This is a genomic window from Guptibacillus hwajinpoensis (genome assembly GCF_001039475.1).
GTDB classification, from domain to species: domain Bacteria; phylum Bacillota; class Bacilli; order Bacillales; family Guptibacillaceae; genus Guptibacillus; species Guptibacillus hwajinpoensis.
This window is the reverse complement of record NZ_LELK01000001.1, coordinates 508,260-534,034: the sequence shown is the minus strand read 5'-3', so window position 1 is coordinate 534,034 and position 25,775 is coordinate 508,260. Positions and strand designations below refer to the sequence as shown.

General features: G+C 40.3%; 25 protein-coding genes. 1 reads left to right on the top strand and 24 read right to left on the bottom strand.

The window, feature by feature from the left end; all coding sequences use genetic code 11:
- The gene (locus AB986_RS02820) at positions 1 to 939 is read right to left on the bottom strand and encodes an NADP-dependent oxidoreductase (RefSeq protein WP_048309362.1); all 939 of its coding nucleotides are present in this window, start codon (positions 937 to 939) and stop codon (positions 1 to 3) included.
- Positions 940 to 1,010: 71 nt separating this feature from the next.
- Positions 1,011 to 1,904 (bottom strand): hypothetical protein, encoded by an 894-nt coding sequence (locus tag AB986_RS02815; RefSeq protein ID WP_048309360.1) that lies wholly within the window; start codon positions 1,902 to 1,904, stop codon positions 1,011 to 1,013.
- Positions 1,905 to 2,046: 142 nt separating this feature from the next.
- On the opposite strand from AB986_RS02815, the gene AB986_RS02810 reads away from it, so the two are divergent.
- Positions 2,047 to 2,967 (top strand): ketopantoate reductase family protein, encoded by a 921-nt coding sequence (locus tag AB986_RS02810; protein ID WP_048309359.1) that lies wholly within the window; start codon positions 2,047 to 2,049, stop codon positions 2,965 to 2,967.
- Between the two features lie 46 nt (positions 2,968 to 3,013).
- On the opposite strand, the gene AB986_RS02805 is transcribed toward AB986_RS02810, so the two are convergent.
- The 22 genes from AB986_RS02805 to AB986_RS02700 form a co-directional block, all read right to left on the bottom strand.
- Positions 3,014 to 4,012, bottom strand: coding sequence for a phosphotriesterase family protein (locus AB986_RS02805; RefSeq protein ID WP_048309358.1), 999 nt, complete (start codon positions 4,010 to 4,012; stop codon positions 3,014 to 3,016).
- A 1-nt stretch (position 4,013) separates the two neighbouring features.
- Positions 4,014 to 5,684 carry a long-chain fatty acid--CoA ligase gene (locus tag AB986_RS02800; protein WP_048309357.1) on the bottom strand — a complete coding sequence of 557 codons (1,671 nt, stop codon included), beginning with the start codon at positions 5,682 to 5,684 and terminating at the stop codon, positions 4,014 to 4,016.
- Positions 5,685 to 5,706: 22 nt separating this feature from the next.
- The gene (locus AB986_RS02795) at positions 5,707 to 6,942 is read right to left on the bottom strand and encodes an ABC transporter substrate-binding protein (RefSeq protein WP_048309356.1); all 1,236 of its coding nucleotides are present in this window, start codon (positions 6,940 to 6,942) and stop codon (positions 5,707 to 5,709) included.
- A gap of 30 nt (positions 6,943 to 6,972) precedes the next feature.
- Positions 6,973 to 7,680 carry an ABC transporter ATP-binding protein gene (locus AB986_RS02790; RefSeq protein WP_048309355.1) on the bottom strand — a complete coding sequence of 236 codons (708 nt, stop codon included), beginning with the start codon at positions 7,678 to 7,680 and terminating at the stop codon, positions 6,973 to 6,975.
- The gene (locus AB986_RS02785) at positions 7,658 to 8,437 is read right to left on the bottom strand and encodes an ABC transporter ATP-binding protein (RefSeq protein ID WP_048309354.1); all 780 of its coding nucleotides are present in this window, start codon (positions 8,435 to 8,437) and stop codon (positions 7,658 to 7,660) included. Before AB986_RS02785 ends, AB986_RS02790 begins: the two co-directional genes overlap by 23 nt.
- On the bottom strand, positions 8,437 to 9,444 hold the full coding sequence (locus AB986_RS02780) for a branched-chain amino acid ABC transporter permease (RefSeq protein ID WP_048309353.1): 1,008 nt from the start codon (positions 9,442 to 9,444) through the stop codon (positions 8,437 to 8,439). Before AB986_RS02780 ends, AB986_RS02785 begins: the two co-directional genes overlap by 1 nt.
- A complete protein-coding gene (locus tag AB986_RS02775) occupies positions 9,444 to 10,307 on the bottom strand; it encodes a branched-chain amino acid ABC transporter permease (protein WP_048309352.1) in 864 nt (287 codons plus the stop codon). The genes AB986_RS02780 and AB986_RS02775 overlap by 1 nt, the downstream gene beginning before the upstream one ends.
- 121 nt (positions 10,308 to 10,428) lie before the next feature.
- Complete coding sequence (locus AB986_RS02770; protein WP_048309351.1) at positions 10,429 to 11,220, bottom strand: enoyl-CoA hydratase/isomerase family protein; 792 nt, start codon at positions 11,218 to 11,220, stop codon at positions 10,429 to 10,431.
- 19 nt (positions 11,221 to 11,239) lie between these two features.
- Entirely contained in the window at positions 11,240 to 12,007 is a 768-nt protein-coding gene (locus AB986_RS02765; protein ID WP_048309350.1) for an SDR family NAD(P)-dependent oxidoreductase, read from the bottom strand.
- 15 nt (positions 12,008 to 12,022) lie between these two features.
- Positions 12,023 to 13,762 (bottom strand): acyl-CoA dehydrogenase family protein, encoded by a 1,740-nt coding sequence (locus AB986_RS02760; protein WP_048309348.1) that lies wholly within the window; start codon positions 13,760 to 13,762, stop codon positions 12,023 to 12,025.
- On the bottom strand, positions 13,743 to 14,498 hold the full coding sequence (locus AB986_RS02755; protein WP_048309347.1) for a 2-phosphosulfolactate phosphatase: 756 nt from the start codon (positions 14,496 to 14,498) through the stop codon (positions 13,743 to 13,745). Before AB986_RS02755 ends, AB986_RS02760 begins: the two co-directional genes overlap by 20 nt.
- 8 nt (positions 14,499 to 14,506) lie before the next feature.
- On the bottom strand, positions 14,507 to 15,571 hold the full coding sequence (locus AB986_RS02750) for a phosphotransferase family protein (RefSeq protein WP_048309345.1): 1,065 nt from the start codon (positions 15,569 to 15,571) through the stop codon (positions 14,507 to 14,509).
- 58 nt (positions 15,572 to 15,629) lie between these two features.
- The gene (locus tag AB986_RS02745; RefSeq protein ID WP_048309343.1) at positions 15,630 to 16,037 is read right to left on the bottom strand and encodes an acyl-CoA thioesterase; all 408 of its coding nucleotides are present in this window, start codon (positions 16,035 to 16,037) and stop codon (positions 15,630 to 15,632) included.
- 18 nt (positions 16,038 to 16,055) lie between these two features.
- Positions 16,056 to 16,832: an enoyl-CoA hydratase gene (locus tag AB986_RS02740; protein ID WP_048309341.1), complete on the bottom strand. Its 777-nt coding sequence runs from the start codon at positions 16,830 to 16,832 to the stop codon at positions 16,056 to 16,058.
- On the bottom strand, positions 16,832 to 17,716 hold the full coding sequence (locus AB986_RS02735; protein WP_048309340.1) for a 3-hydroxyacyl-CoA dehydrogenase family protein: 885 nt from the start codon (positions 17,714 to 17,716) through the stop codon (positions 16,832 to 16,834). The genes AB986_RS02740 and AB986_RS02735 overlap by 1 nt, the downstream gene beginning before the upstream one ends.
- A gap of 77 nt (positions 17,717 to 17,793) precedes the next feature.
- Positions 17,794 to 18,363, bottom strand: a complete 570-nt coding sequence (locus AB986_RS02730) for a TetR/AcrR family transcriptional regulator (RefSeq protein ID WP_048309339.1) — start codon at positions 18,361 to 18,363, stop codon at positions 17,794 to 17,796.
- Between the two features lie 72 nt (positions 18,364 to 18,435).
- Complete coding sequence (locus AB986_RS02725; protein WP_048309337.1) at positions 18,436 to 20,052, bottom strand: long-chain-fatty-acid--CoA ligase; 1,617 nt, start codon at positions 20,050 to 20,052, stop codon at positions 18,436 to 18,438.
- 18 nt (positions 20,053 to 20,070) lie between these two features.
- A complete protein-coding gene (locus AB986_RS02720; RefSeq protein WP_048309336.1) occupies positions 20,071 to 20,823 on the bottom strand; it encodes an SDR family NAD(P)-dependent oxidoreductase in 753 nt (250 codons plus the stop codon).
- A gap of 10 nt (positions 20,824 to 20,833) precedes the next feature.
- Positions 20,834 to 22,003: a thiolase family protein gene (locus tag AB986_RS02715; RefSeq protein WP_048309335.1), complete on the bottom strand. Its 1,170-nt coding sequence runs from the start codon at positions 22,001 to 22,003 to the stop codon at positions 20,834 to 20,836.
- Between the two features lie 21 nt (positions 22,004 to 22,024).
- Positions 22,025 to 22,798 carry an SDR family oxidoreductase gene (locus tag AB986_RS02710; RefSeq protein WP_048309334.1) on the bottom strand — a complete coding sequence of 258 codons (774 nt, stop codon included), beginning with the start codon at positions 22,796 to 22,798 and terminating at the stop codon, positions 22,025 to 22,027.
- 17 nt (positions 22,799 to 22,815) lie between these two features.
- Complete coding sequence (locus tag AB986_RS02705; protein WP_048309333.1) at positions 22,816 to 24,024, bottom strand: acyl-CoA dehydrogenase family protein; 1,209 nt, start codon at positions 24,022 to 24,024, stop codon at positions 22,816 to 22,818.
- Positions 24,025 to 24,119: 95 nt separating this feature from the next.
- Positions 24,120 to 25,658: an acyl-CoA carboxylase subunit beta gene (locus AB986_RS02700; protein ID WP_048309332.1), complete on the bottom strand. Its 1,539-nt coding sequence runs from the start codon at positions 25,656 to 25,658 to the stop codon at positions 24,120 to 24,122.
- Between the last annotated feature and the right edge of the window lie 117 nt (positions 25,659 to 25,775).

The following is a 25,775-nucleotide window of genomic DNA, read 5'->3' as shown; positions in this document are numbered from 1 at the left end:
CTATTTATCAAACAAAATAACAATCTTCCCTCTTGCATGGTGAGATTCACTTAGAGCATGCGCTTCTCGAATTCCTTCTTCACCAAACGGGAAACGATGTCCAATCGAAGCCTTGATTTCTCCTCGATCCATTAGTGAAGCAATTTCTTTGAGTTGCTCACCATTTGGTTCAAGCCAAACGTTTCCAGATCGAACTCCCATCTCTTTCGCTTTATTTTTATCAGGTTCACCTACGATGGAAACGAGGCGACCATTCCCTCGTAAAACCGAAAAGCTCTTATCCTGAATATCTCCACCCATCGTATCCAGAACAACATCATACTCTTCTACCACTTCTGAGAAATCCTGCTCACGATAATTAATCACAAGATCTGCGCCAATGGATTTTAAATACTCCTCATTCTTACCACTCGCTGTCGTCGCTACAAATGCTCCCTTATACTTAGCAAGCTGGATAGCAAAACTTCCGACGCCACCGGCTCCTGCATGAATAAGAACTTTTTCACCTTTTTGTAGATCTGCAAAATCAATCAGGCACTGCCAAGCCGTTAAACCTACGAGTGGCACAGATGCTGCTTCCTCAAACGAAATCGAATCTGGTATCCGTGCAAGCAAATGATCATCAACTACAACTTCTTCTGCATATGTACCATTTGCTGTAGTGGCTGGTCTTGCAAAAACCCGATCGCCGACTTTAAAATCCTTAACATCTTCTCCAACTTCTTTAATAACACCTGAGATATCCCATCCTAAAACGATTGGGAAATTGAAAGGTAGCATTTCCTTTAAGTATCCCTCTCTCAATTTCCAATCAATTGGATTAATTGAGGTCGCGTAGCTCTCTACCACTACCTGATTTTTCTCAGGAGATGGGGACTCTAGTTCTTTTTCATGTAACTGATCTTTACCACCATACTGTTCAATCACTACTGCTTTCATAATAGCAAACTCCTCTCTTTCTCTTTCTCATTCCCTATTATGTTCCCACTACGTGGACAATTCTAAACAAATTAACTTTCAATTCTTCCAAACTGAGTAAGAACAATAAGTTGCTGTACTGTTAAATACCCTTTCCATTCCTGCTTCGCTTTCTCCCATACATTCTCGTATTGTCCCCATTCCCAACTTGGTTCAAAACTACCATCAGCTAGCTGTTTATCAATAAGATAATCCAGATTAACATGAAGTTCCTGATTTAATTCCTTTGCAAATGGTGATTCCTCTGATTCTGCAAGAACTACTGGCTGTACGCCATAGTGATCCCATTTTTCAGGAGGATCAATTATTGTTGGTAGCTTGCTGTTAATTTTATTCATGATCGTTTCCTCTTCTTCACCACCAACCAAATTAGCGAATCTTAAATAACAAAGTACTTCATGAATTTCATATTCATTTAGGTTTTCAAGATGGCCCATTACTTTAGGAATCATTCTATTAGCAAAATCATGATTATCCTCGCCATAATGTAGAAGATACCCAACAATTTCTGCATCAGGATTTCCACTAAACGGCTTCTGACCACCAACATGCCACCAAGGAGCGTGAGGAACGTCATTTACGCTATCAGGAACTGCAATCCAACATTCTCTGTTTTTATTAAACGTGTTTATAAAGTATGCTATCCCTTCCTTAACGAAGGGATGGCTTTTTGATACCCCGATTTTTTTCATATATTGAAATGCTACCGAAGTTGCCATAGGTGAAGATTCCTTCAATCTGAAATCTGGCTCAAGACTATGCCCAAACCCTCCGTCAGAATTTCGAAAGGCTTCAAGCTCATGAATTACTTCTTCAGAACTTGCTTCTCCCTTCCAAAATGCAAAAAATGAACGATCAATCGGTCTCGCATAGCGTTTAATATAAGAACTTGCTTTTTTGTATTGTTCTTGAGATAACTTTTTCATATTTATCCTCCCTTTCCTCTAGTACTTCTACAATTCTTCATTCTCGATCGTCTCCTTATTTCCCTTCGCTAATTTCTTGAAATATACAGTATAAAAAAGTAGAGTAATAGTGAAGAAAGCGATTTCGAAAAGGAGCGTGTTTATGAATATTGTCATTTTTGGTGCGGGTGCACTGGGTACATATTTTGGTGCAAGATGGATTGAATCCGGAGAAAATGTCACTTTTTTCGTTCGAGAAGGTCGAAAATCTCAAATTGAGAAAGAAGGATTAGGAATAACTAGTGTGAAGGGAAATACTGAAATTGAAAAACCCATTATCTTCACTAAACCTGAAGATGTTAAAGATCCAGATTTGATCCTATTAGGTGTGAAAGGTTACCATCTTGAAGGAACTTTACCAGCATTAAAAGCATTTGTTGCTAAAGGCGCGAAGGTTCTTCCTATTCTTAATGGGATCGAACATCTTTCAATATTGAGGGATGAACTTGGTGAGGAAGCTGTGCTTGGAGGATTGTCTTACATTATTGCTACTCTAGATGATCAAGGTCACGTTCAACATACGAGCGATTTACATGAATTAATCTACGGCCCACTTCACCCTTCTCAACAAGAAATATGCCAAGAATTAAATCAAATAAGTGAGAAAGCCAATTTCAATTGTTTTTTAAGTACTGCTATTGAGGAAGAAATGTGGAAGAAGTATATGTTCATTTCAGCAATGTCTGGGGTAACTACTGCAGGAGACTTTCATACAGGAACAATTCGAGATGTGCCAGAAACCTTTGAACTTGTTCAGAAAGTGATGAATGAAATTGGCACGCTAGCGTATAAGTACGATGTGCACATTAATCAGGAAGACGTTAAGCGTCGCATGGATCAATTTAATACACTACCTTATGAAGCCACTTCGTCTATGCACCAAGATAAAAGAAAGAAGAATAAACTTGAAGTGGAGCACTTACAAGGCGGTGCCCTTCGACTTGCTGAGCGTGTTCAGCTACCATTGCCTTATACAGATACCTTATATCGTTTAATTAAGCCTTATGAAACACAAGAATCATAGACTTTAAACTTCATAGAAAAAGCGAGGGAAATCCCTCGCTTTTTTCTTATATCTTAACTTTTGTTTCCGCTGAAAACAGGGCCAATGGATTTTCAGTGAGCACAGTATTAATCGTTTCTTCTGTTATTCCTGCCGCTTTAAGCTTTGGGATGATTTCTTCAAATAAATACACTGGCTGCCAATTCGCCATCACTTTTTCAACTTGTTCTGGTAAAACTGGAGGTCTTCCCATCCAGTAATTAACCGTATCATGTGACAACATGATTTGGCGCTCATAGCCACTATTCAGTAAGCCAATCAGTGTTACTAATCGTTCTTTATCAAACGGAGCACCGACAAGACCCTGGATCCCGAAGCGATCGAATCCAATGTTCACACCCGTTTCCAGTGTTCTCAAATGGTAAGAAACATCCGTATTCCCACACATATGACCAACAATAATGGATTGAGGATTCACACCTTCCTCAACTAGTAGTTTAGCCTGCTCTGGGCCCATTGTCCCTTCTTGAGTATGAGTCAATATTGTTATACCTGTTTCTTTATGCACTCGAGCTGCTGCTTTAAAAAACATCATTTCATAGTCTGTAATAACATCTTTACTAGATGCAAGCTTAATAATCCCTGGTTTAACGCCTGTATCCCCAATTCCGTCCGTAATTTCTTTCATAAACATTTCATAAATATCTTCAGGTGCCGTTCCAAGCGCTTGTCGGAACTTGAAATAAGGTGTAGCTCCTTCACCCTCGTAATAATAACCAGTAGCACAAATAATTTGCAAACCTGTTTCTGTAGCTATTTTCCTCAAAAGCTCGGGGTTTCTTCCACATTCATTTGGTGTTGGATCGACAACTGTTTTTACACCATGAGCCATTACGCTTTCAGCAACTGAAATGCCGACTTGTAGTGCTTCTTGAAAATCAAATGCCCCTAGGGAAACATCCCCACTAAAACCTGGGTAGCCAAATGCAAAATGTTCATGAACTAACGTTTTACCGAGTTGTTCGACAGGAATTGGACCTGTTACCGTTTCAACCGTTTTCCCCATTTTATTTCACTCCTTCAGCTTTTTGCTTTTCATTCTCTTGCAATTTACGCCAAAGTATTTTTCCGCTACTTGTAGTAGGAAATGCGTCCATAAATTCAACCATTCTCGGATATTTGTAAGCAGCCATTTGCTCTTTTGACCATTCAACAATTTCCTTTTCCGTTACTTTTCCTTTCGCATTATCGTTTAAAATAACAAATGCTTTTACTGTCTCGCCCCTCCGAGGATCTGGTACGCCAACAACGCATGCTTGTTGAACTGCCGGATGCTTATATAACATCGATTCTACTTCAGTTGGCCAAACTTTATATCCTGAAGCATTCACCATGCGCTTTACCCGATCTATGATAAAAAAGTATCCTTCTTCATCGTATCGAGCAATGTCTCCCGTACGGAAAAATCTTTTACCTTCTATCTCAAGAAACGAATTACGATTCTCATCCTCACGATTATAATAACCGTCAAAAACCTGCGGTCCGTTTACTACGATTTCCCCAATCTCTCCAACACCTAGTTCTTTCATTGTAGTTGGTTCAATGATTCGTGCATCAACATCAAATGATGGAACGCCAAGACACTGTAGCTTGGGGAAATCTGGTGGATTAAAGTGAGTGTGTGAAATGGTCTCTGAAAGTCCATATCCTTCTATAAAACGTAATCCAGTTAAATGATAGAGCTTCTCTCCAACAGCAGCTGGAAGTGGCGCTCCTCCTCCTGCTAAAATCTTTAAAGAGGATAGAGAGTAGTTCGATAAATTTGGATTCGAAAGAAAATCAATTAACATCGTGCTAATGTTCACCCAGTTTGCGATCTTATATTTCTCAATATATTTTGCCGCTAAATTACGATCCCATCTTGTCATGATAACCATCGGAGCTCCACTATAGATTGGTGCATGCATACTATGAAGCATCCCTGTAACGTGAAACAACGGTAATGTAACTAAGTGATTTCCATCTGCCGTTAAATTCATCCACTGACATGCTCCAACCGCATTTGCTTGCACAGTACGATTAGGATGAATACAACCTTTCGGAAGACCTGTTGTTCCGGAAGTATACGGCATAACAGCTACATCATTAATTGATCGATCGTATTCACTTGCTTTTAATTGATGATCGATTGCGTCTTCCCAAGTATAGTGATACGGTTTATTTAATTGCTTCGTCTCAAGGGCTACTTCAGCAGGAATTTCACTCTCGTCCCCTGCATAATAGGAATAAGCTGCCGTTACAATGTTCGTGAGAGTTGTGGAAGACAATAGCGATTCAGTCCGGTCATAAAGCTCCTGCCCGACAACAGCCGTTTTAATCTCGCAATCTTTAATATAGAACGAGAGCTCTTCAGCTGTAAGCATTGGATTAATGGGAACAACAACTGCATTTGCTCGCAAAATAGCGTAATAAGCAATCACAAATTGAGGTGAATTCTGCATAAAGAGAAGAACATTCTCTCCTTTCGATACATCTAGTTCCTTCTCAAGGAAAGCTGCTGTTTGATCCACTTCTTTTAACAATTGGCTATAAGACAATGTCCCTCCGTAGTAAATAATCGCTTCTTTAGAAGGATAGCGTTTAGCTGATACCGTTAAATTATCATAGATCGTTGTTTCAGGAATTGTAAGTGAATAAGGTACTCGTTTTGGCCAGAACTGAAAATGATTTGTTTCCATGTTTTAATCCCCTTTCAAATCCTTATTTATCTTGGGTAAGCACTTTGCCATCTTCTACTACACCGATTGCAGGTTTCCAATCAAATGCTCCGCCATCGACAAGTCCAGTTAAATGCCACACCATGTTCTCTTCAGGAAGAGTTTTAATTCCATCTTCTACACTTGCCATAATTTTTGTAGGATCATCAACACTACCTGATTCTTTCATTGCATTCACTAAAACGTGCATTGCTTGATAGTTAAATGCCCCTTCAGCAGTAGGAATACGCTCGAATTTCTCCTTATATTTCTCAATAAACTCTTCCGCACCAGGCGCATCGCTATCTATAATTGGTAGAGTACCAATCGCCCCTTCTAAATGCTCTAGCCCTCCTAAGACTGGCTCCATTTCTTCAATCTTTGCTTGGTCCATGACCATAAACCCACCTTCAAACCCTAATTCTCTTGCTTGTTTAATGACGAGGGCTGTTGGCTGAGATGGTCCACCAACAAAGAGGACGTCAGGATCATTGCTTAAAGCTTTTGTAACGATAGAGAAAAAGTCTGTATCTTTGCTAAAATCTATTGAGCCTTCAAACACAACTTCTCCACCATTTTCTTCCCATACAGGCTTTAATGCTTCAGTCCAATCCTTTCCGTATTGAGAAGCTGTTGGTAGAAGAGCAATCTTCTTGCCGAATCTTTCCATTTCGTATTTTGTAAAAGGTTCTGGATAAGCACTATAAGCTGGTGGAATTCCGAGTGTTAATGAATTATTCTGTTCCATAATTTTCGGTTCACTCGTGTAAGCGGCGATCATAAAATTCTCTTTTTCATTAAAGACCTGTGTAGCAAACACACCTCCACTATGCGGTACAAAAATAACGGGTGTATTGTTTTCTTGAACAAGTCTTCTTGCATTTGTGCCCGTCTCATTGGGAAGATATTGATCATCTAGTGTGATGAGATTAATGTCATATGTTTTGCCGTCCACTTCAAACCCCTCTTGGTTAATCTCTTCAACAGCCATCTCTAAACCACTTAGTGTGTTTTCACCGTAATAAGCAGCTGGGCCACTCAAAGGACCGCTAAATCCAATATTGACAGTATGTTCAGCAGATGAACTAGCTTTCGTATCTGTACTCGTATCTTTCGTTTCCTTGGATCCAGATGAGCTTTCTGAATTGCTATTGCTTACAGAACTTGCAGCACAACCTGCCATGACCAAAATCCCAACCAAAACCATTAGAAGTACAAAGAGCTTTTTACCAGATCTCATCATTTATCCCCCTGTTCAAATAGACTCATTTTATGCTCCAATATAGGCTTTACGGATCTCATCATTAGATAAAAGTTCTTCTTTACTTCCTTCTAGAACTATTTTGCCACTTTCAATTACGTAACCACGGTTAGAAATTTGAAGAGCTGCATTTGCATTTTGCTCAGCTAGAAGAATCGTAGTTCCCTGCTGATTAATATCTTCAATAATGTTGAACATTTGCTCAACAATTAGGGGAGCTAGACCAAGTGAAGGTTCATCAAGAAGAAGGACTTTCGGATTCGCCATAAGTGCTCGTCCAATCGCAAGCATTTGTTGCTGGCCTCCACTTAACGACCCAGCTGCTTCATGTCGTTTATCATAAAGAATAGGAAAGAGTGAATACACTTCCTTTAAACGTTTCTCGACTTCCTTACGTTGCTTTCGATGAACAAAGCTGCCCATTTTCAAATTTTCATAGACGGACATATGAGGAAATAGCTTTCTTCCTTCAGGGCATTGAACTATTCCTTCTTTAACTAGTGAGTGTGGAGATTTCCCCGTAAGCTTGCGATCCATAAACATGATCTCTCCTGAAGCGGGCTTCATAAGTCCACTTATTGTACGGAAAATCGTACTTTTACCTGCTCCATTAGCTCCAAGAAGGACGACTGTTTCCCCTTGATTAACATGAAGGCGAATATTGTGAAGCACCTGAGATGCCCCGTACTTTACGTTAATATTGTTTAACTGGAGCATGAACTTCGCCTCCTAGATAGGCTTGGATTACAGCTTCATTTTGCCTTATTTCGTCTGGTCGACCTTCCGCAATTTTCTTTCCATGATTTAATACGACTATTTTATCTGCTAGACTCATAATCATTGGCATTTTATGTTCGATGAGGCAAACGGTAATTCCGTGATCTGCCATTTTTCTCATCAAGTACGCTAGACCATCTGTTTCATCAGGATTGACACCAGCTGCTGGTTCATCAAGAAGAACCATCTCAGGATCCGTTGCTAATGCGAGTGCAAAGGCTAATCTCTTCTTCTCTTCCTGAGAAATAAGAGACACGGGGTGCTCTACAACGTTTTCTAGCTCGACGAACGCTAGGGCCTGCATCGCTTTTTCATAAGATCGTTTCTCTTCCTCCTTTTCTCTTGCCGTTCTAAAAATCGCGTCCCATATTCCCGATTTAGTGCGAAGTCTATGGCCTATTAATACGTTATCCAGGACAGTAGATTGTTCAAATAGGTTTGTCGTTTGAAATGTTCGACCAATGCCTAGTCTAGCGATCTGTTGAGGTGGCATTTTCGTAATATCGTTATCTTTAAAAAAGACTTTTCCAGACGTAATAGGATGAATTCCACTGATTAGGTTGAAAAAAGTAGATTTTCCAGCTCCATTAGGACCGATAATGGCTGTTATTGATCCTTTTTCAAAAGAAGCGCTTACATCTTCTACAGCAGCGAGACCACCAAATCGTTTTGTAATTCCCTCTGTTCTAAAGAACATTAACCAGCCTCCCCTACATCCCGTTTGACTTCATGTTCTTCTTTACGCAAGTTGACTTTCTGTAGCTTTCTTTTTCGGATAAACGTCTCTATACTTCCTGTAATTCCACGTGGGTAGTATAGAACCAGAAGGACAACGACTGGTCCGAAAATAAGCATCCGATATTCTTCTAGAAATTGAAGTGACTGAGTTAAGGAAATAACAATTAATGTGCCAACTAAAGGCCCAGCAAGTGTTCCGATCCCACCGACAAGAAGATACATGAGCATTTCAAATGTAACCGTAATCGCTGAAATCTGTGGTCCTATGAAACGAATGAATGAAGCGTATAATGCCCCAGATAACCCAGCGAATAATGCTGACAGCGTAAATGCAAGTAGCTGATTTTTCATAATAGATATACCAATTGTTTTAGCAAGTTCCTCACTATTTCGAATCGCAATAAATGTTCTTCCAAGTAAAGAATGAACAATGCGATAACAAATAAAAATAGTAAGGATGAGGAATGACAGTGCGAGATAATACTGAGATGTTAACGAATCAAAGGTAATCGGTCCGATATTACCAGGTGGGGAGATCCCAATTAAACCTCTAACCCCACCTGTGAGGCTGTCCCATTTGTCGATGAGAAGGTAAATTATTACTCCAACACACATCGTATAAATCGCAAAAAAGTGAGATTTTGTTCTTAATGCAATAACTCCGACCAGAGCACCAGCTAGAGCAGTAATAATGACTGCAAGGAATAACGAAATCCAATACGGCAGCTCTGCTTTCGTTGTTAATAGACCGACCCCATAGGCTCCAATTGCAAAGAATCCAGCATGTGCAAGGGAGAGGTACCCTACATACCCAGAGATAATATTAAAACCATAGACCGCAATCGACCAGATAAACACGAGAGTTAACAATTGGAGAAGATACATATTTTTAAAAACGAGCGGAAAAAGAATGGCGACAGCTGTTAACATGATCATCATAGTTCGCTTCGAAAGAACGTTCGGCATTATTGAACCCCCTTCGTGAATAGCCCGGTCGGTTTCGCTGTCAAAATGACGACGAGGAGGAGAAACGCGATGACATCTTTATAATCAGACGATATGTACGTCGCACCAATGCTTTCCGTTAAACCAAGCAAATACCCTCCAATGATTGCGCCTGGAATACTACCCATACCGCCAATAATAATAATGACAAAGGCTTTCATAATAACAAGATTTCCCATTGTAGGAAACACTAGATTGATAGGAGATGCAAGAGAAGCTGCTGCTGCAGCAAGTCCCCCAGCAATCGCAAATGTTAACCACGCTACCTGATTTGCATTAATTCCTACAAGAAATGCTCCTTCACGGTTTTGAGCCATTGCAATAATTGCGGCTCCTATCATCGTTTTCGTTAAGAAAAAGTGAAGAGCTAGCATTAAAATAATCGCTGCAATAATAATTAAAAGTCTCTGCAAAGTGACGGTTAACCCGAACAAATTCACTACAGAACTGTACGGTGTATCCATTCTGTAATACTCCGTTCCCCACATAAACTGACCAAATGCTTCCAAGAATAAGAGGATTCCGATGGCAGCAACCATCATCCTCATTCCATCTGCACCTTCTAATTTCTTAAAGATAAGCTGTTGAGTAACAACACCAAGTAATGCAACGACCGCTACAGAAGCGATAATGGCTACCCAATAATTGAAGCCAAACCCTACCATCATCATTAACGTAATATAAGCACCAACCATGTAAAATGCACCATGAGCAAAGTTAGGGACGTGAAGAATACCGAAAACGAGTGTTAAGCCAAGTGCCACAAGAGTGTAAACGCTTCCAATTGTAAGTCCGTTAAAAATCTGCTGGAAAAGAAGCTCCATTTTCTTCCTCCTTCTTTTCAGTTAGGATCCAGACAAAGGGAACGGCGAATTGTGTTGAGGATTCAAGATGTGAGGGTGTTTAATCAGGATTGAAGTAATAACCCCAACCCTGATCTGTAGATTATTTGCCTTTGAATTGAGGAGCGCGTTTTTCTTTAAAGGCAGTAGCACCTTCTTTATGGTCTTCTGTCGTTACCATTAGTGCCTGTGTAATTCGTTCCTGCTCTAAAACTTCAGGTAATGATGACGTTAGAGATGCATCTGCAATTTTCTTTATAAAACCAAATGCTTTACCTGGCCCTCTTGCAAGTTTGTCAGCGTAAGCAATTGCTTCATCTTGTAACTCTGATAGTGGATAAGTTTGATTAACGATTCTTAATTCTTTTGCTTCTTTTGCAGTGATTGGCTGTGCTGAGAAAAATAATTCTTTTGCTTTGTATGGACCGATTAGTCTTGGCAAGAAAGAAAGTCCTCCACCATCAGATATTAATCCTACTTGAGAGAAACTTAAGACAAAACTACTATCTTCAGCTGCCAAAATAATATCGCTCGCGAGTGCTAAGTTAAAACCAGCCCCTGCAGCAAATCCATGAATGACTGAAATAATCGGCTTATCAAGATCTTTCATGGCTAGAACAAGCTCATTTAATTTCCCGATATGTTCATATACTTCAGTCGAAGAAGTGTCTCCCATCGTCTTAACATCCCCGCCAGCACTGAAAGATCGACCTGCTCCAGAAAGCATTACTACACGGATATCATCATTTTCTTTTGCATCCTGAATTGCTCTTGTAAGTCCTAAAATCATATCTGGACTAAACGCGTTTAGTGCCTCAGGACGGTTTAAAGTAAGATGAAGCACGGCACCCTGAACATTTACTTTAAGATGATCTGTTTTTACTGTTGTTTCCATTACAAAACACTCTCCTTTTTTATACGATGAGCCAGCCACCGTCTACTAATAAATCTGATCCAGTCATATAACTTGCTTCTGCTGAAGCAGCAAAAGCTATTACATTAGCAATTTCATTAGGCTGTCCAACTCGATTTAAAGCAGTATTCCGTTTGATCGAAGCTTCAAATCGTTCATTTTTTAGTCCAGCTTCTGTTAAAGGTGTTTCCACAAACCCAGGGGAAACGGAATTTACACGAATGTGTGGAGATAATTCCACTGCTAGTGCTCTTGTAAAATTAATAACCGCTGCCTTCGCAGCACTGTAATGAGGAATTTGCGCACCTGCTTTATGTCCTGATAATGAAGCCACATTAACAATTGCATAATCTTCTAGATGGTTTTCCTTAGATGTATCCAACATCAATTTCCCCAGTGCTTTGGATACGAGGAATACGCTTTTTAAATTTACATCCTGCGCATGATCCCAATTTTCTTCAGACATTTCAAGAATTGGTGAACCTTGCGAACCCCCAGCATTATTTATTAAAATATGAAGCGTTCCTGTTTTTTCTTTAATAAAGGAAGTCAGCAAATCAATATCCTCTTGCTTGGTTACGTCAGCTACAAAAGTTAACACTGTGCCTTCTAAATCTTTAAGGTCATTTGCTGTACGTTTCAATTTCTCTTCTGTGCGTCCAACAAGTATGACAGTCCCACCTTCAGAAACGATTCGTTTTGCAGTCTTCGCACCTATTCCGCTACCACCACCTGTCACAACAGCGGTTCGTCCTGTAAATCTCGCCATCTTATCCACCACTTTCTAGACGTCATACTTCAGTTTTTTATAGCTGGATTGTGCTATTTCTCGATTTCGTTCGAGCGAGCTTCCGAAATCGAAAGACGATAGGTTATTGAAAACCAGTTGTACGGCTTGCTGCTTTTGCTCTCTCGGTAGGATACTCATTAGCAACATACGAGCTGATGATTCAACATCTAGAAGAGTTTCTTCTAAAAATGTTCTTGCTAGCTTCATTTTTAGTTCACCCTGATGTTTCAGTGCACGTAGAACAGCGGATTCAGCTGCATATAATGCAATGGCAATGTTTGAAAGCTTCATAAGTGATTCCTGATTATCCATCAAACGCTCACCATGTTGCTGAAATGCCGTTCCTACACAAAAGAGGAAAACGTTTCGAATGCTCTGAATCGCATCTTCTTCATTTGTTGAAACACTTACTGTTTCTGTTAGCTTTCGTCTTGCTTTTTCAACTAACTCTTCAAGCGAAATGTCTCCCTTACTTACTTTCTTAAAGAGCGTTCCCACAATTAACAAACGATTCACTTCATTTGTACCTTCAAAAATACGGTTGATTCTTGAATCACGATACATTTGCTCAATCGGATATTCTTGTATAAATCCAGCCCCGCCATGTAACTGAAGAGATTCATCTACAACTTGATCGAGTGTTTCAGAACCAAACACTTTGCAAATTGCACATTCTACAGCATATTCCATCATTTGATTGCCAACAATTTTATGATCAGTTTCTTTGTACAACCCATCCATGGCTCCTTCTAACAAGAAAGCCGTCCTGTATTGAAGGGATTCAGATGCATAAACTCTTGCCATCATTCGTGCTACTTTTTCTTGGGTAGCTGTAAATTCAGCAATAGTGCGCCCAAATTGCTTGCGTCCATTCGTATGCTGAAGTGCTAATTTCATACCATGCTTTGCTCCACCCGTACATGCTGAGCCAAGATTAAATCGTCCTAAATTCAACACATTCAGTGCAATAACGTGTCCCTTTCCAGCATCACCTAACAGATTTTCAATTGGAACCTGACAATCTTCCAAAATGACCGATCTAGTGGATGAACCTTTTATTCCCATCTTTTTTTCTTCAGGTCCAAGTGTAAGCCCTGGAAAATTTCGCTCTACGATGAATGCCGAAAACTGATTTCCATTAATTTTGGCATATACAATAAACGTATCTGAGAACACTGCATTGGTTATATATAGTTTCGTTCCATTCAGAAGATAGTGAGTACCTTCTTCATTGAGTACTGCTGTTGTTTGCGACGCTAACGCATCAGATCCTGCACTAGGTTCTGTTAAGCAATAAGCGCCAAGATATTCTCCTGAAGCGAGTTTCGGCAAATACTTACTCTTCTGCTCGTGCGTACCAAAATGGGTTATTGGTAACGTAGCGATACACGTATGATTAGATTGTGCAACTCCATACCCGCTTGTTTTTCCGACAACCTCTCCTACAACACACTTAGAAATTTTATCTAGTGCAATTCCACCATATTCTTCTGGGATGCTATGCCCAAGCAGTCCGAGTTGACCTGCTTTCTTAAGTAATGCAACGACACGATTGAAGTCTTGATTTTCGATCGCTTCCCTATAAGGATCAACGTCTTTCTCAACAAATTGGTGTGCCGTTTTTGCGATCATCCGATGTTCATCTGTAAACTCCTCTGGAGTGAAAATGTCATCTGGAGTTGATTGTCGATAAAGAAATTCTGAACCAGTTCGACTAGACTTGATTTGCGTCATGATGGACCTCCTCCCGTATAATCGTTTTTTTCCCTTGTACGAAAGGTACGATTGTAAATATACCTTCAGAAGCTACAAACCTCACTTCATCTTCATACCCATAGCGCTTAATCATTTCTCCTACACGAGAAGAAATCAAAACCTCTTCTCCACTCTTTTCGCTGCCTCTATAAAATGAAGAAGCAGCACGGGCAGCATCAGTAAGCTCCCAATCAGGGCATGTTGAAAGGAGTTGATTTATTAAATAACCAGCTCCATAAAAATCTTCGAGAGCAAATTCACCAGATGATCCGGAACAAACTACGACTATTGTTTCATCCTGATGGAAATGATTGAGTTTTTTTGCAATAGCTCGTCCGTTTAATAGAGAAGCAACGTATACTCGCTTCGCATCACTTGACCGTTTGATGGCTACGGTACCGTTCGTAGTTGATAGAATTAACGTTTTACCTTTCACTGCTTTCTTTAATTGCAGTGGGTTTGGGTCAAGAAATCCTTCAATTGTCTTCCCTTCATATTCACCAGAAAGCAAGTAACTGCCATCAGGTAATGCTTTCGCTTCCGCTAAAGCATCGTGTTGATCGAGTACTGGAATAACTTGTTTTGCACCAAATTCAAGAGCTGAGGTGATTGTAGATGTTGCCAAAAGCACGTCCAACACGACTACAATTTTGTCATTTCCTATCTTATCCTGATCAATATCTTCCTTTTTCATAAGCACGTGTACTTTTCCCATATGAACTCCTAACGTTTTACTCTGGCGTTGTTCCTAGCATGAGCAATTAAACTAGCAACAAATTTGTTCAGATCACGAAAACGTTCGTCTGTTGTTTGTCCCATTTTCCATCGATAATAGATTTGCTGACAAATAACAGCGAGTTTGAAGTATGCAAACGTTAAATAGTAATTCATCTGCGAAACATCTCGACCGGATTTGCGAGCATAAGATTCAATAAACTCATCTCTAGTCATAAAACCTTTCATGACGGTAACCGGAGGTGATCCAATTCCACTTTTAAGTAGTGCTGGATCATCTTGTTGAATCCAATAGCCCATTGCAGCACCCAGGTCTGCGAGAGGATCTCCTACCGTTGTCATTTCCCAATCAAACAATCCCACTATTTTGCTGTAATCATCGTGAGCAAACATAGCATTGTTTAACTTAAAATCGTAGTGAATAACAGTAGGACTCTGTGATTCAGGGATATTCGAAACCATCCAATTTGTTAGCTCATCAACACCTGAGATATCATCTGTTTTTGATCGATGATAACGTTTAATCCACCCATGTACCTGGCGTTCCATAAACCCATCCGGATGACTTATTTCACCCAATTTAGTAGCTTCATAGTTAAGGCTATGTAGCTCTACAAGAGTGTCTACCATTGTTTCAGAGATGTTCCTACAAATCGATTCCGTTGGCTGAAACCCATCAGGGAAAGATGTATCAAGTACAATTCCTCTTCTTCTTTCCATAAGGAAGAATGGCGCACCTAATAAGGTCTCATTATAAAAATATGGCTTAGGAGCAAGTGGGAAAATTGGATGTAGTTCCTTCAAAATGGTATACTCCCGCTCCATATCATGCGCTTTTGGGGCCAGTGGGCCAAGAGGTGGCCTTCTCAGTACCGCTTCCCAATCACCAATTGAAAGCTGGTATGTTAAATTCGAACGACCGGTGTTAAATTGTTGAATCAAAAGTGGATCATCACTTAATTGATCAATATTATCTCTAATAAAGCTTTCAAGCTTTTGTTGATCTAGCTCTTCCCCATCGCGGACAGGAATCGTATCGTGTGAATAAGACATACGCCACTCTCCTGATTACAAAATATTCGGACTTTTAATTGTAAACTTCCCACATTAACTAGGTAAGTAACTGATGAGATTCCTCGAGCCTTATTCGTAATTCATCTGGAATGATTTCACTCGTCTGTTTCGTGAAGTCAAAGTAAACAACGGTTGCTTCACCTTCCGCTACAATATCATTCGATTTAGAGTCTTTAATCAAGTGAAGTAATGTGAAGCTCTTTGAACCAATCTTCTTAACTGATGTTTCAATGCGAAGTTCTTGTTTAAAATATACTTGCTTAATAAAATCACACTTCGTCGAAACAAGGATAAAAGGCCAATCGTCTGTACCTGATCGTTTACCTAGATACTCGAAAAACTGCACCCGTGCTTCTTCTAAATAAATGAAGTAGCTTGTATTATTAACATGTCCAAGTGCATCGGTTTCGCAAAACCTTACTCGCACATCTATATTTTCACTCATACGGCTCCCTCTTTTCTATTACCTATGGGTAAAGGCTGGCTTCCTTTTCTCGATGAATGCTTGAACGCCTTCTTTAATATCCTCCGTTTGAAAAACCTCATTAAACAATTCTGCTTCCAGTTCAACAGCCTCTTCAATTGATAGGTGTGCACCTTTGTTAACAGCTTGTTTAATGCGAGATAATGCCTGCAGAGATTGACCAGTTACTTTAGCCGCCATTCCTTGTGCATAAGTCATGCCTTGACCTGTGGGTACAACATGATTGACTAGACCATAACGATCCGCCTCTTCTGCTGTAATCGGTTCGCCAGTAAACATCAATTCTTTCGCTCTCGCTTCTCCAATAAGTCTAGGAAGACGTTGTGTTCCTCCACCACCAGGGAAAAGTCCAAGTTTAACTTCCGGAAGACCGAGTTGGGCATGCTCTTCTGCAATACGTATGTCGCATGTCATCGCAAGCTCACATCCTCCCCCAAACGTTAAACCATTTAACACCGCAATCGTAGGTTTTGGGAAATCATCAAGGTAATTCATGACGCGATGTGTTTCCAGCACAATGTCTTTGAATCCAGTCTTCCCAATCCATTCAGGGAATTCTTTAATATCGGCGCCTGCCATGAAAGCTTTATTACCAGCTCCTGTTAGAATCACAGCAACAGTCTCTTCATTCGTTTCTAACTCAGTGAACACTTCATATAATTCAGTTGTGACCTGTTTGCTTAACACGTTCAATGGTGGATTATTAATTGTAACGATTGCTGTTTTTTCATGAATTTCATACGTTACTTTTTTCATTAGTTCTTCACTCCTTCTTTTGTATAGTCATACCAGCCCTTACCTGTTTTCCGTCCAAGTGTTCCTGCTTTCACTTTCTCTTCAATCGCTTTAGAAGGTTTATCTTCAGGATTACCGGTTTCATTGTAACGTTGCTGCATCACATAGTAACCAACATCGATTCCTGATAAATCCATTAATTCAAATGGACCTATTGGGTGATTTAGAGCTTTTCTACAAATTAAGTCAATATCTTTAAAGTCTGCTATCCCTTCTTCATAAAGGTACATAGCTTCTTTTTGAAGTGCTCCTAGAATACGATTTGCAACAAATCCGGAAATTTCCTTTTTCAACAGCACTCCTGTGCGATTAATTCGTTCACAAACATCCATGGTCATTTTGGCCGTTTCTTCTGATGTTTCGTCACTCATTACAACCTCTACACAATCCATTACGAGAGGCGGGAAGAAGAAATGCATGTTCACCACTTTATCTTTACGACTTGTAACAGAAGCAATTAATGAATTAACAATGGTTGAACTATTTGAAGCAAAGATCACATCAGGAGCTGCTAATTCATCTAGTTTCTGAAACACTTCACGTTTAGCATCGAGCTTCTCCACAATCGCTTCTATAATAAAATCCGCTTGAACAGCCGCTTCTTCAAGGTTAGTTGTATAACGTAATCGACTGAATGCACCATTTTTCATTTCTTCAGTGATTTTCCCTTTCTTAACCCACTTTGTCATAATGCCTTCAAGTTTCTCACCAGCATCTGTCAAAGCTGCTTCATTAATATCTTGAATAGTCGTTTCATACCCTCCGAGCGCACAAAGCATGCCAATTTGATGCCCCATTGAGCCTGCCCCTAGTACTGAAATGTTCTTAATATCTTTGCTTTTCATCTTATCTCCTCCTTAAAGTTACTAACCGGTTAGGATGTTATACACGTAAGCGTTTACAATTAAGTGAGAAGGAAAGCTTAGCTGCTTTCCTCAATCCCACTTAGAACCATATCTACAAAAATACTCGCTACCTCTTTATCAGAAACAGGTCCGTCTGGTTGATACCATTGATACGTCCAATTCGTAATTCCGAGAATGGCAAAAGTAACAATTCCAATATTAAGATTGCTCCGGAATTCTCCATTTTCAACACCCTGTTTCAACAGATCTTGAAAATAATATCGAATTTGATCCCGTTTCGGTAGTATTTCAGATAAGTTCTCTTCTTTCAAATTCTTCATTTCACGGAAAAAAACGCGTGCGCTATTGCCCTCAAGCTCTACATTATGAATAAGCATGTATACCATATCATATAGCTTTGTTCTGCAATCTTTCGACGTATCCTCCAGAATTTCTTTTTGCTGTTTGATCATTCCGTCGATATAAGAAGAATGGATATCCATTAATAATTCTTCTTTACTCTTAAAATAGTAATAGAACGTACCCTTCGTAACACCAATAGCGTCCACGATATCTTGTATCGATGTTTCACTAAATCCTTTTTTCTCAAATAGTTCAATGCTCTTTACAGTTAGCTTGTGTTTCATGGCAGTACCCTCTCAATCTATCAATGTTCATTGATTTAGATTATATCATATGGAGGTTACTCCTTTGCACACCTATACTTGGCGTGCTTCTTCTCTTATTGATCTTCTTAAAATTTTTCCAACGCTTGTCTTTGGAAGTTCATGACGAAACTCAACCATTTTTGGAACTTTATATGGGGCCATCTGATCTTTGCAGTAAGAAATTACTTCTTCTTCTGATAGTGTAACACCAGGTTTTGTCACGATAACCGCCTTCACCGTCTCACCCCGGTATGGATCTGGCACACCAACAACAACAGCTTCCATAATACTCGTGTGTTCATATAGAACTTCTTCTATATCACGAGGATAGATGTTATAACCACTAGCTATAATTAGATCCTTTTTACGATCAATGATAGAAATATAGCCATCTTCATCCATCTTTGCTATGTCTCCAGTAAATAACCACCCGTCGCGAAGCGTATTTGCAGTCTCCTCCGGCATGTTCCAATATCCTTTCATTACCTGAGGACCTTTGATGATAATCTCTCCTGATTCACCAGCTTTAAGTTCCGTCTTCCCCTCTCCAAGATCGACAATCTTGTATTCGGTAGATGGAAAACCTATGCCAACACTTCCGGGCTTCCGTTCTCCAAATGGCGGATTAACGTGCGTAGTTGGCGCAGCCTCGCTTAAACCATATCCTTCTAAAATCTTAGCGCCTGTTTTTCTCTCGAATTCTTTCATTAATCCTACAGGCATTGGTGCACTTCCACTATTACATGTTCGAATACTAGAGAGGTCGAAGTTTTCAGCATTAGGATAATTGGTTAGTGCAACATACATTGTGGGCACTCCCGGGAATAACGTTGGCTGTTCTTTTTCAATTGTTTCTAGTACTTCATTTACATCAAATTTTGGTAGCAAGACACTTTCAGCACCGATTCGAATTGACAAATTCATACAAGACGTCATTCCAAATACATGAAATAAGGGAATAACAGTCAAACATTTTTCCTTGCCAAAAGTAAACTCATCTTTAAAAAATTCTAGACACTGCTCTATATTAGCTACTAAATTACGATGAGTTAGCATAGCACCTTTGCTTCTTCCAGTTGTACCTCCAGTATATTGAAGTACTGCTATATCTTCTTTAGGATCGATTGACACGGATTGTAGCGATTCAGTAGTACTCTGAATAAATTGGTCGAAAGTATAATCAGGATCAACAGGACCAGCGTCAGGTTGTAAAGATACTACAATTACATTTTTGACATTCGTTTCATCTTGTATAGCTTTCAATCTTGGATAGAGGGCATCATAAATGACAATGGTTTCTGCTCCAGAGTCAGCCAATATGTATTGTAATTCACGTTCAACTAGCATTGGATTTATTTGAGTAATAATTCCGCCTGCTTTTAATACACCATAATAACTCATTGAAAATTGAGGGCAGTTTGGGAGCATTAGGGCAACACGATCTTTTGGCTTCATTTGAAAGGTGTTTTGTAGCGCAGAGCCGAATGCTGTAGAAAGATAGCCCAACTCACGATAGGTTATCTTCTTATGATAGAAAGAAAGAGCAACATTGTCAGGATAATTTTTAACTGTTTGATTTAACATGTCAGGGAGTGAAACGTTAGGGATATCAATAGTAGTGGCTATCGAATCAGGATAATGCTTGAACCAACTATTTTTTGCGTTCATGCTTCCACCTCCGGATAATTAAAACGTTAAACCTCCGCCATCAACGAGAAGGCTTGTTCCTGTGACATAGGATGCTTCATCAGAGACTAGGAACAGGACAGCATTTGCGATTTCCTCTGGTTGTCCAACTCTTCTAAGTGCATTCGCTTTTGAGATGATGGGCCATTTGCGATCGTCCTCTTTCCATGGTGTAACAATATTCGTGTCAATTACACCAGGGCAAACAGCGTTCACACGAATGTTTTTCCCTCCATACTCAAGTGCAGCGTTTTTGGTAAGCGTTATAACCCCACCTTTTGATGCGTTATAAGGAGCCATATACTTCTTTCCTTTAAATCCAAGCAGACTTGATGTATTTACGATAGCTCCGCCACTTCTCTTTTCCATAGCCGGGATAGCATACTTCATTCCCATAAATACGCCTTTTAAGTTTATTGAAACCACACGATCCCACTCGTCTACCGATATATCCACTAACTTTACTTCTTCATTACTCACTCCGGCGTTATTGAAAAAGATGTCGAGACCACCGTACCGCTTTTCACATTCTTCTACAAGCGCTTTCATATCTCCTTCAATTGACGTGTCAGTTCTTACAAAAATGGCTTCTCCTCCCATTTTTGTAATTTGATCGACAGATTCCTCACCCGACTCGGAATGGATATCGGAGACGACCACCTTAGCCCCTTCGCTTGCAAAACGAAGAGCAGTTGCTCGACCGATACCTCCTCCACCTCCAGTAACAATAGCTACTTTATCTTGAAGTCTCATCAGTACCTCCTTAAACTCGCTCTAGAATTGTAGCAATTCCTTGTCCCCCACCAATACAAGCAGTAACGAGCGCATATCTCCCTTCTCTTCGATCAAGTTCATAAATTGCTTTTGTTGCAAGAATCGCTCCTGTTGCTCCTAATGGATGGCCGTGAGCGATAGCTCCACCATTCACATTTAATTTCTCAGAGTTCATATTCAATTCACGGTCGCATGCGAGCACCTGTGCAGCAAAAGCTTCGTTAACTTCAATCAAATCCATATCTTCTAATGATAATCCTGCTTGTTCCATCACTTTCTGGGTTGCAGGTACTGGTCCGATTCCCATAATATTAGGGTCAACACCACTAACAGCATACGCTTTTATTACTGCAAGTGGCTTTAGGCCAAGGTCTTCTGCTCTCTCACGAGACATAACAATGACTGCTGAAGCAGCATCATTCAAACCAGAGCTAGAGCCTGCCGTAACGGTTCCATCTCTCTTGAATACTGAAGGTAGCTTTGCTAATTTATCGAGCGTAGTTTCTGGTCTAGGATGTTCATCCTTCGAAACGACGATAGGATCCCCTTTACGAACAGGTACACTAACGGATGCAATCTGAGAGTCAAAATAGCCTTCCGCCATCGCTTGTCCCATGCGTACTTGACTGCGATGTGCAAACTCATCTTGTTCTTCACGTGTGATCTGATACTTCTCAGCCAGATTTTCAGCAGTAATGCCCATTGGAGGATCACCTATTTCATCTGGTGAGAGTCTAGATTTCATAAAGCGTGGTGGCATTGTACTATAAGGCTTAGTTGGCTTCTCCATTAAGTATGGTGCCTGACTCATACTCTCAGCGCCACCTACCACATAAACATCACCATCACCCGCTTTGATAGCCTGTGCAGCTAGATTAATAGCATTTAATCCTGAACCGCACTGTCGATCAATAGTTAATCCTGGAATTGTTAGCGGAAGACCTGCCTCAAGGGCTGTTAACCTTGCTATATTTCCGCCGCCGCTAATGACATTACCAAAGATTACATCGTCAATGGTATCCATTTCTAAGTTAATTCTGCTTACTGCTTCCTTAAGAGCTATTGCGCCGAGTACATGTGCTGGTATGCTTGCAAAAGCTCCACCTTGTCTTCCAATAGGCGTACGTACTGCCGAAACAATGACTGGATCACGATTCATTCTTCATGTCCTCCTTTACTTTTACATTGCATGTTGACCACCATCAACAATTAGAATATCTCCTGTTACATAATTGGACGCATTTGAAGCTAGGAATAATGCAGCTCCTTTTAAATCATCATCCGAACCAAAACGATTCAGAGGAGTCGTTTCTAGCATTTTCTCTCCACCCGCATCAATTAATCCTTTTGACATTTTCGTTGGGAAGAAACCAGGTGCAATCGCATTTACGTTAATGTTATATCCTCCCCACTTCACAGCAAGATCTTTCGTAAATGTAATGACAGCTCCTTTACTCGTGTTATAGCCGATTGCATCCATGTAACGTGGATCAGCTCCACCAAGTCCTGCGACTGAAGCTATATTAATGATTTTACCGCTGTTCTGCTTAATCATTTCTTTCCCAGCTGCTTGTGCGAAAAGGAATGTACCCGTTACGTTTACTTCCATTACTTTATGCCATGCCTGTAGAGGCATTTCAACGACAGGTGCTCCCCAAGACGCGCCACTGTTATTCACAAGAATATCAATCTGACCAAATTCTTTCATAGTTTCATCAACTACATGCTGAACATCTTCTTGATTTGTTACATCACACTCAAAAGCAAGTGATCTAACCCCTTTACTTTCTAACTCGTCACGAACAGCTTCACACGCTGCCAATTTTCTTGAACAAATAACAACGTTCGCTCCAGCTTCAGCGAATCCTTCTGCAATTTGCTTGCCGAGACCTCTTCCCCCACCTGTCACAATAGCTGTCTTACCTGATAAATTAAATAATTCCATAACGTTCATATATGATTCCCCCCAGGCTAACTATACTTTTTCAGTTCTTGTCTTGCTATTGCATTACGATGAACTTCGTCTGGTCCATCTGCGAGCCTCAGTGTTCTAGCATTTGCCCAGTGAGCAGCAAGCGTATAATCATCACTTACTCCCGCTCCTCCGAACGCTTGAATAGCACGATCAATTACCTGTAGTGCCATATTAGGTGCCACTACTTTAATCATTGCAATTTCTGCTCTTGCTTCTTTATTACCAACCGTATCCATCATGTGTGCCGCTTTAAGAGTTAAAAGCCTCGCCTGCTCGATTTCAATTCGAGAGTCAGCAATCCATTCACGGACAACACCTTGATCAGAAATTTTCTTACCAAATGCTTCACGACTTTGTACGCGCTTACATAAATCCTCAAGTGCCCGCTCAGCTGTTCCTATCAAACGCATGCAGTGATGAATTCGTCCAGGTCCAAGCCTCCCTTGCGCAATCGCAAATCCTTTTCCTTCTTCCCAAAGCATACTAGAAGCAGGTACTCGTACGTCTTTGTATTCAATTTCTGCATGACCATGCGGTGCATGATCATACCCAAATACCGGAAGAACTCGTTTAATCGTAACGCCTTCTGTATCAAGTGGAACTAGGATCATTGATTGTTGTTCATGTTTTGCAGCAGTTGGATCATTTTTCCCCATCACAATGGCGATTTTGCACCTAGGATCGCCAGCACCAGATGACCACCATTTTGTCCCATTAATGACGTATTCATCACCATCTCGTTCGATTCGAGCCTGTATATTCGTTGCATCTGAAGAAGCAACATCAGGTTCAGTCATCGAGAAACAGGAGCGAATTTCACCCGCAAGTAAAGGATCGAGCCATTGTTTTTTCTGTTCATCTGTACCATAACGAACAAGCACTTCCATATTACCTGTGTCAGGAGCAGCACAATTAAAAACTTCCGGACCAATCATAGAACGACCCATCACTTCACATAATGGAGCGTATTCGGTATTCGTAAGGCCTGCACCATATTCACTTTCAGGTAGAAACAGATTCCATAAACCAGCATCTTTCGCTTTTTGCTTCAACTCTTCCATAATAGGTGGAACTTCTGACCAGCGGCTTTCCTGATTCGAGAGCTGCTCTTCATAGACCTTTTCGTTAGGGTATACATTAGCATCCATAAATGTCTTTACTTTTTCAAGGTAAGTATGGCAACGCTCGGAATAATCAAAATTCATTTTCATTCGTCTCCTTGAACCCGGCATCTAACTAACCGGTTGGTATGTTCTTGTAATTAGTATAAATATATATTTCCGAATATTCAATACATTTATTAAAATCCAGTTGGCCAATTAACTAATTTCCTTTCGCTTTTAGATCCGTTTTTATAACAAGCAAGCTCTAATGTTCGTGCAAGAAATAACCGAGTCTCACCTGGATCAATAACATCATCAATTAAATGCTTGGCTGCCGCTTTATATGGGGAACTATCAAAGCTCCACTTCTCCAACAGCTTTTCACGTTCAAGTTTAACGTTTTCAGCCTCCATTAACTCTCTACCATAAACAACATTAATTCCAACTTCAGGTCCAGTAAAATTTATTTCTGCAGAAGGCCAGGCGACAACGAAATCCGCTCCCATTGTTGGTCCACACATATTTCCATAAGCAGCTCCTATACTTTTCCTTATGATGACAGATAGTTTCGGAACTGTTGACTGAGCGAGAGCCTGATTCCACATCATAATTTTGGTAGGTATTTTCCCTTTCTCAGCTTCAGAGCTGACTCGAAACCCTGGGATATCATGTAGGAAAATTAAAGGGATATGAAAAGAATCACAGAGACAAATAAAATCTGTCGCTTTCTCGCACTCTTGGATTCCTGCAGCCCCAGCATAGTTCATCGGCTGGTTCGCTATGATTCCTACAGATCTTCCATTTATGCGCGAAAGTATTGTAAGAATAGCTGGACCAAATGACGGCTTTACTTCAAAAAATTGACCATCGTCTACTAACTCTTTAATCACTTTTTTCATGTTATAAGCACGGTTTCGTTTCACAGGAACAATTGATCCAACATCATCTACCCTCCTTTCCATAGAGTCTTTCGTAACTCTTAATGGTGGTTCTTCTTCTCCATGAGATGGAAGATAACTAAGAAATTCTTTTAATTGTAGAATACATTCAACTTCTGTAGTTGCGGATTGATCAATTTGCCCCGTATACTTCTCGTGGATTTTCACACCGCCCAATTCTTCTTCAGTTGCTTTCTCACCAGTTGCAACTTCAAGCATGCGAGGACCTGCTACTGCCATACACGTTCCTTCCAATTGCGTTACAAAATCTGATGACACAGCAAGCCAGGTAGGTCCTCCAAAGCTATCTCCTAGAATCGCGGTGACCATTGGAACTTCTCTATGATGCGTTAGCATCTCTTGTGGAAAGAGCTTATCACTTATGCCGTCAGAACCCATTCCATCAGGCATTCGAAGACCTCCACCTTCGCTTAAATTCACTAGTGGTAACCCACGTTTTAATGCGTAAGAATGGGCAGCTTTTGTTTTTCGAATATGAACAGATCCTTCAGTACCTGCAAATACTGTTTTATCTGCAGCTTGAACCACGATTGGTCGTCCATCTACTCTTGCCGTTCCACAAATCAACCCATCACCGGCACTTCTCTTTTCTAACCCTGGAATATCAGATGCAGTAAGCTTTCCGAATTCAAGAAATGAATGCTCATCAACTAGTAGCTCTATCCTTTCTCTTGCCGTCCTTTTCCCTTGAGCGTGAAGGGCATCAATCTTAGCTTGACCTCCCATCAGTTCAGCTCTATTTCTCCGTTGATGTAACTCCTCTACATACTCTTTCATAACAAGCCTCCAATATAGTTTAATTGAAAATCATCTTGCTTACTTCAGCGGAAACATACTAACCATATAGTATGTTTGATTTACATGATACAGGTATTTATTTAGACAATTCAATGC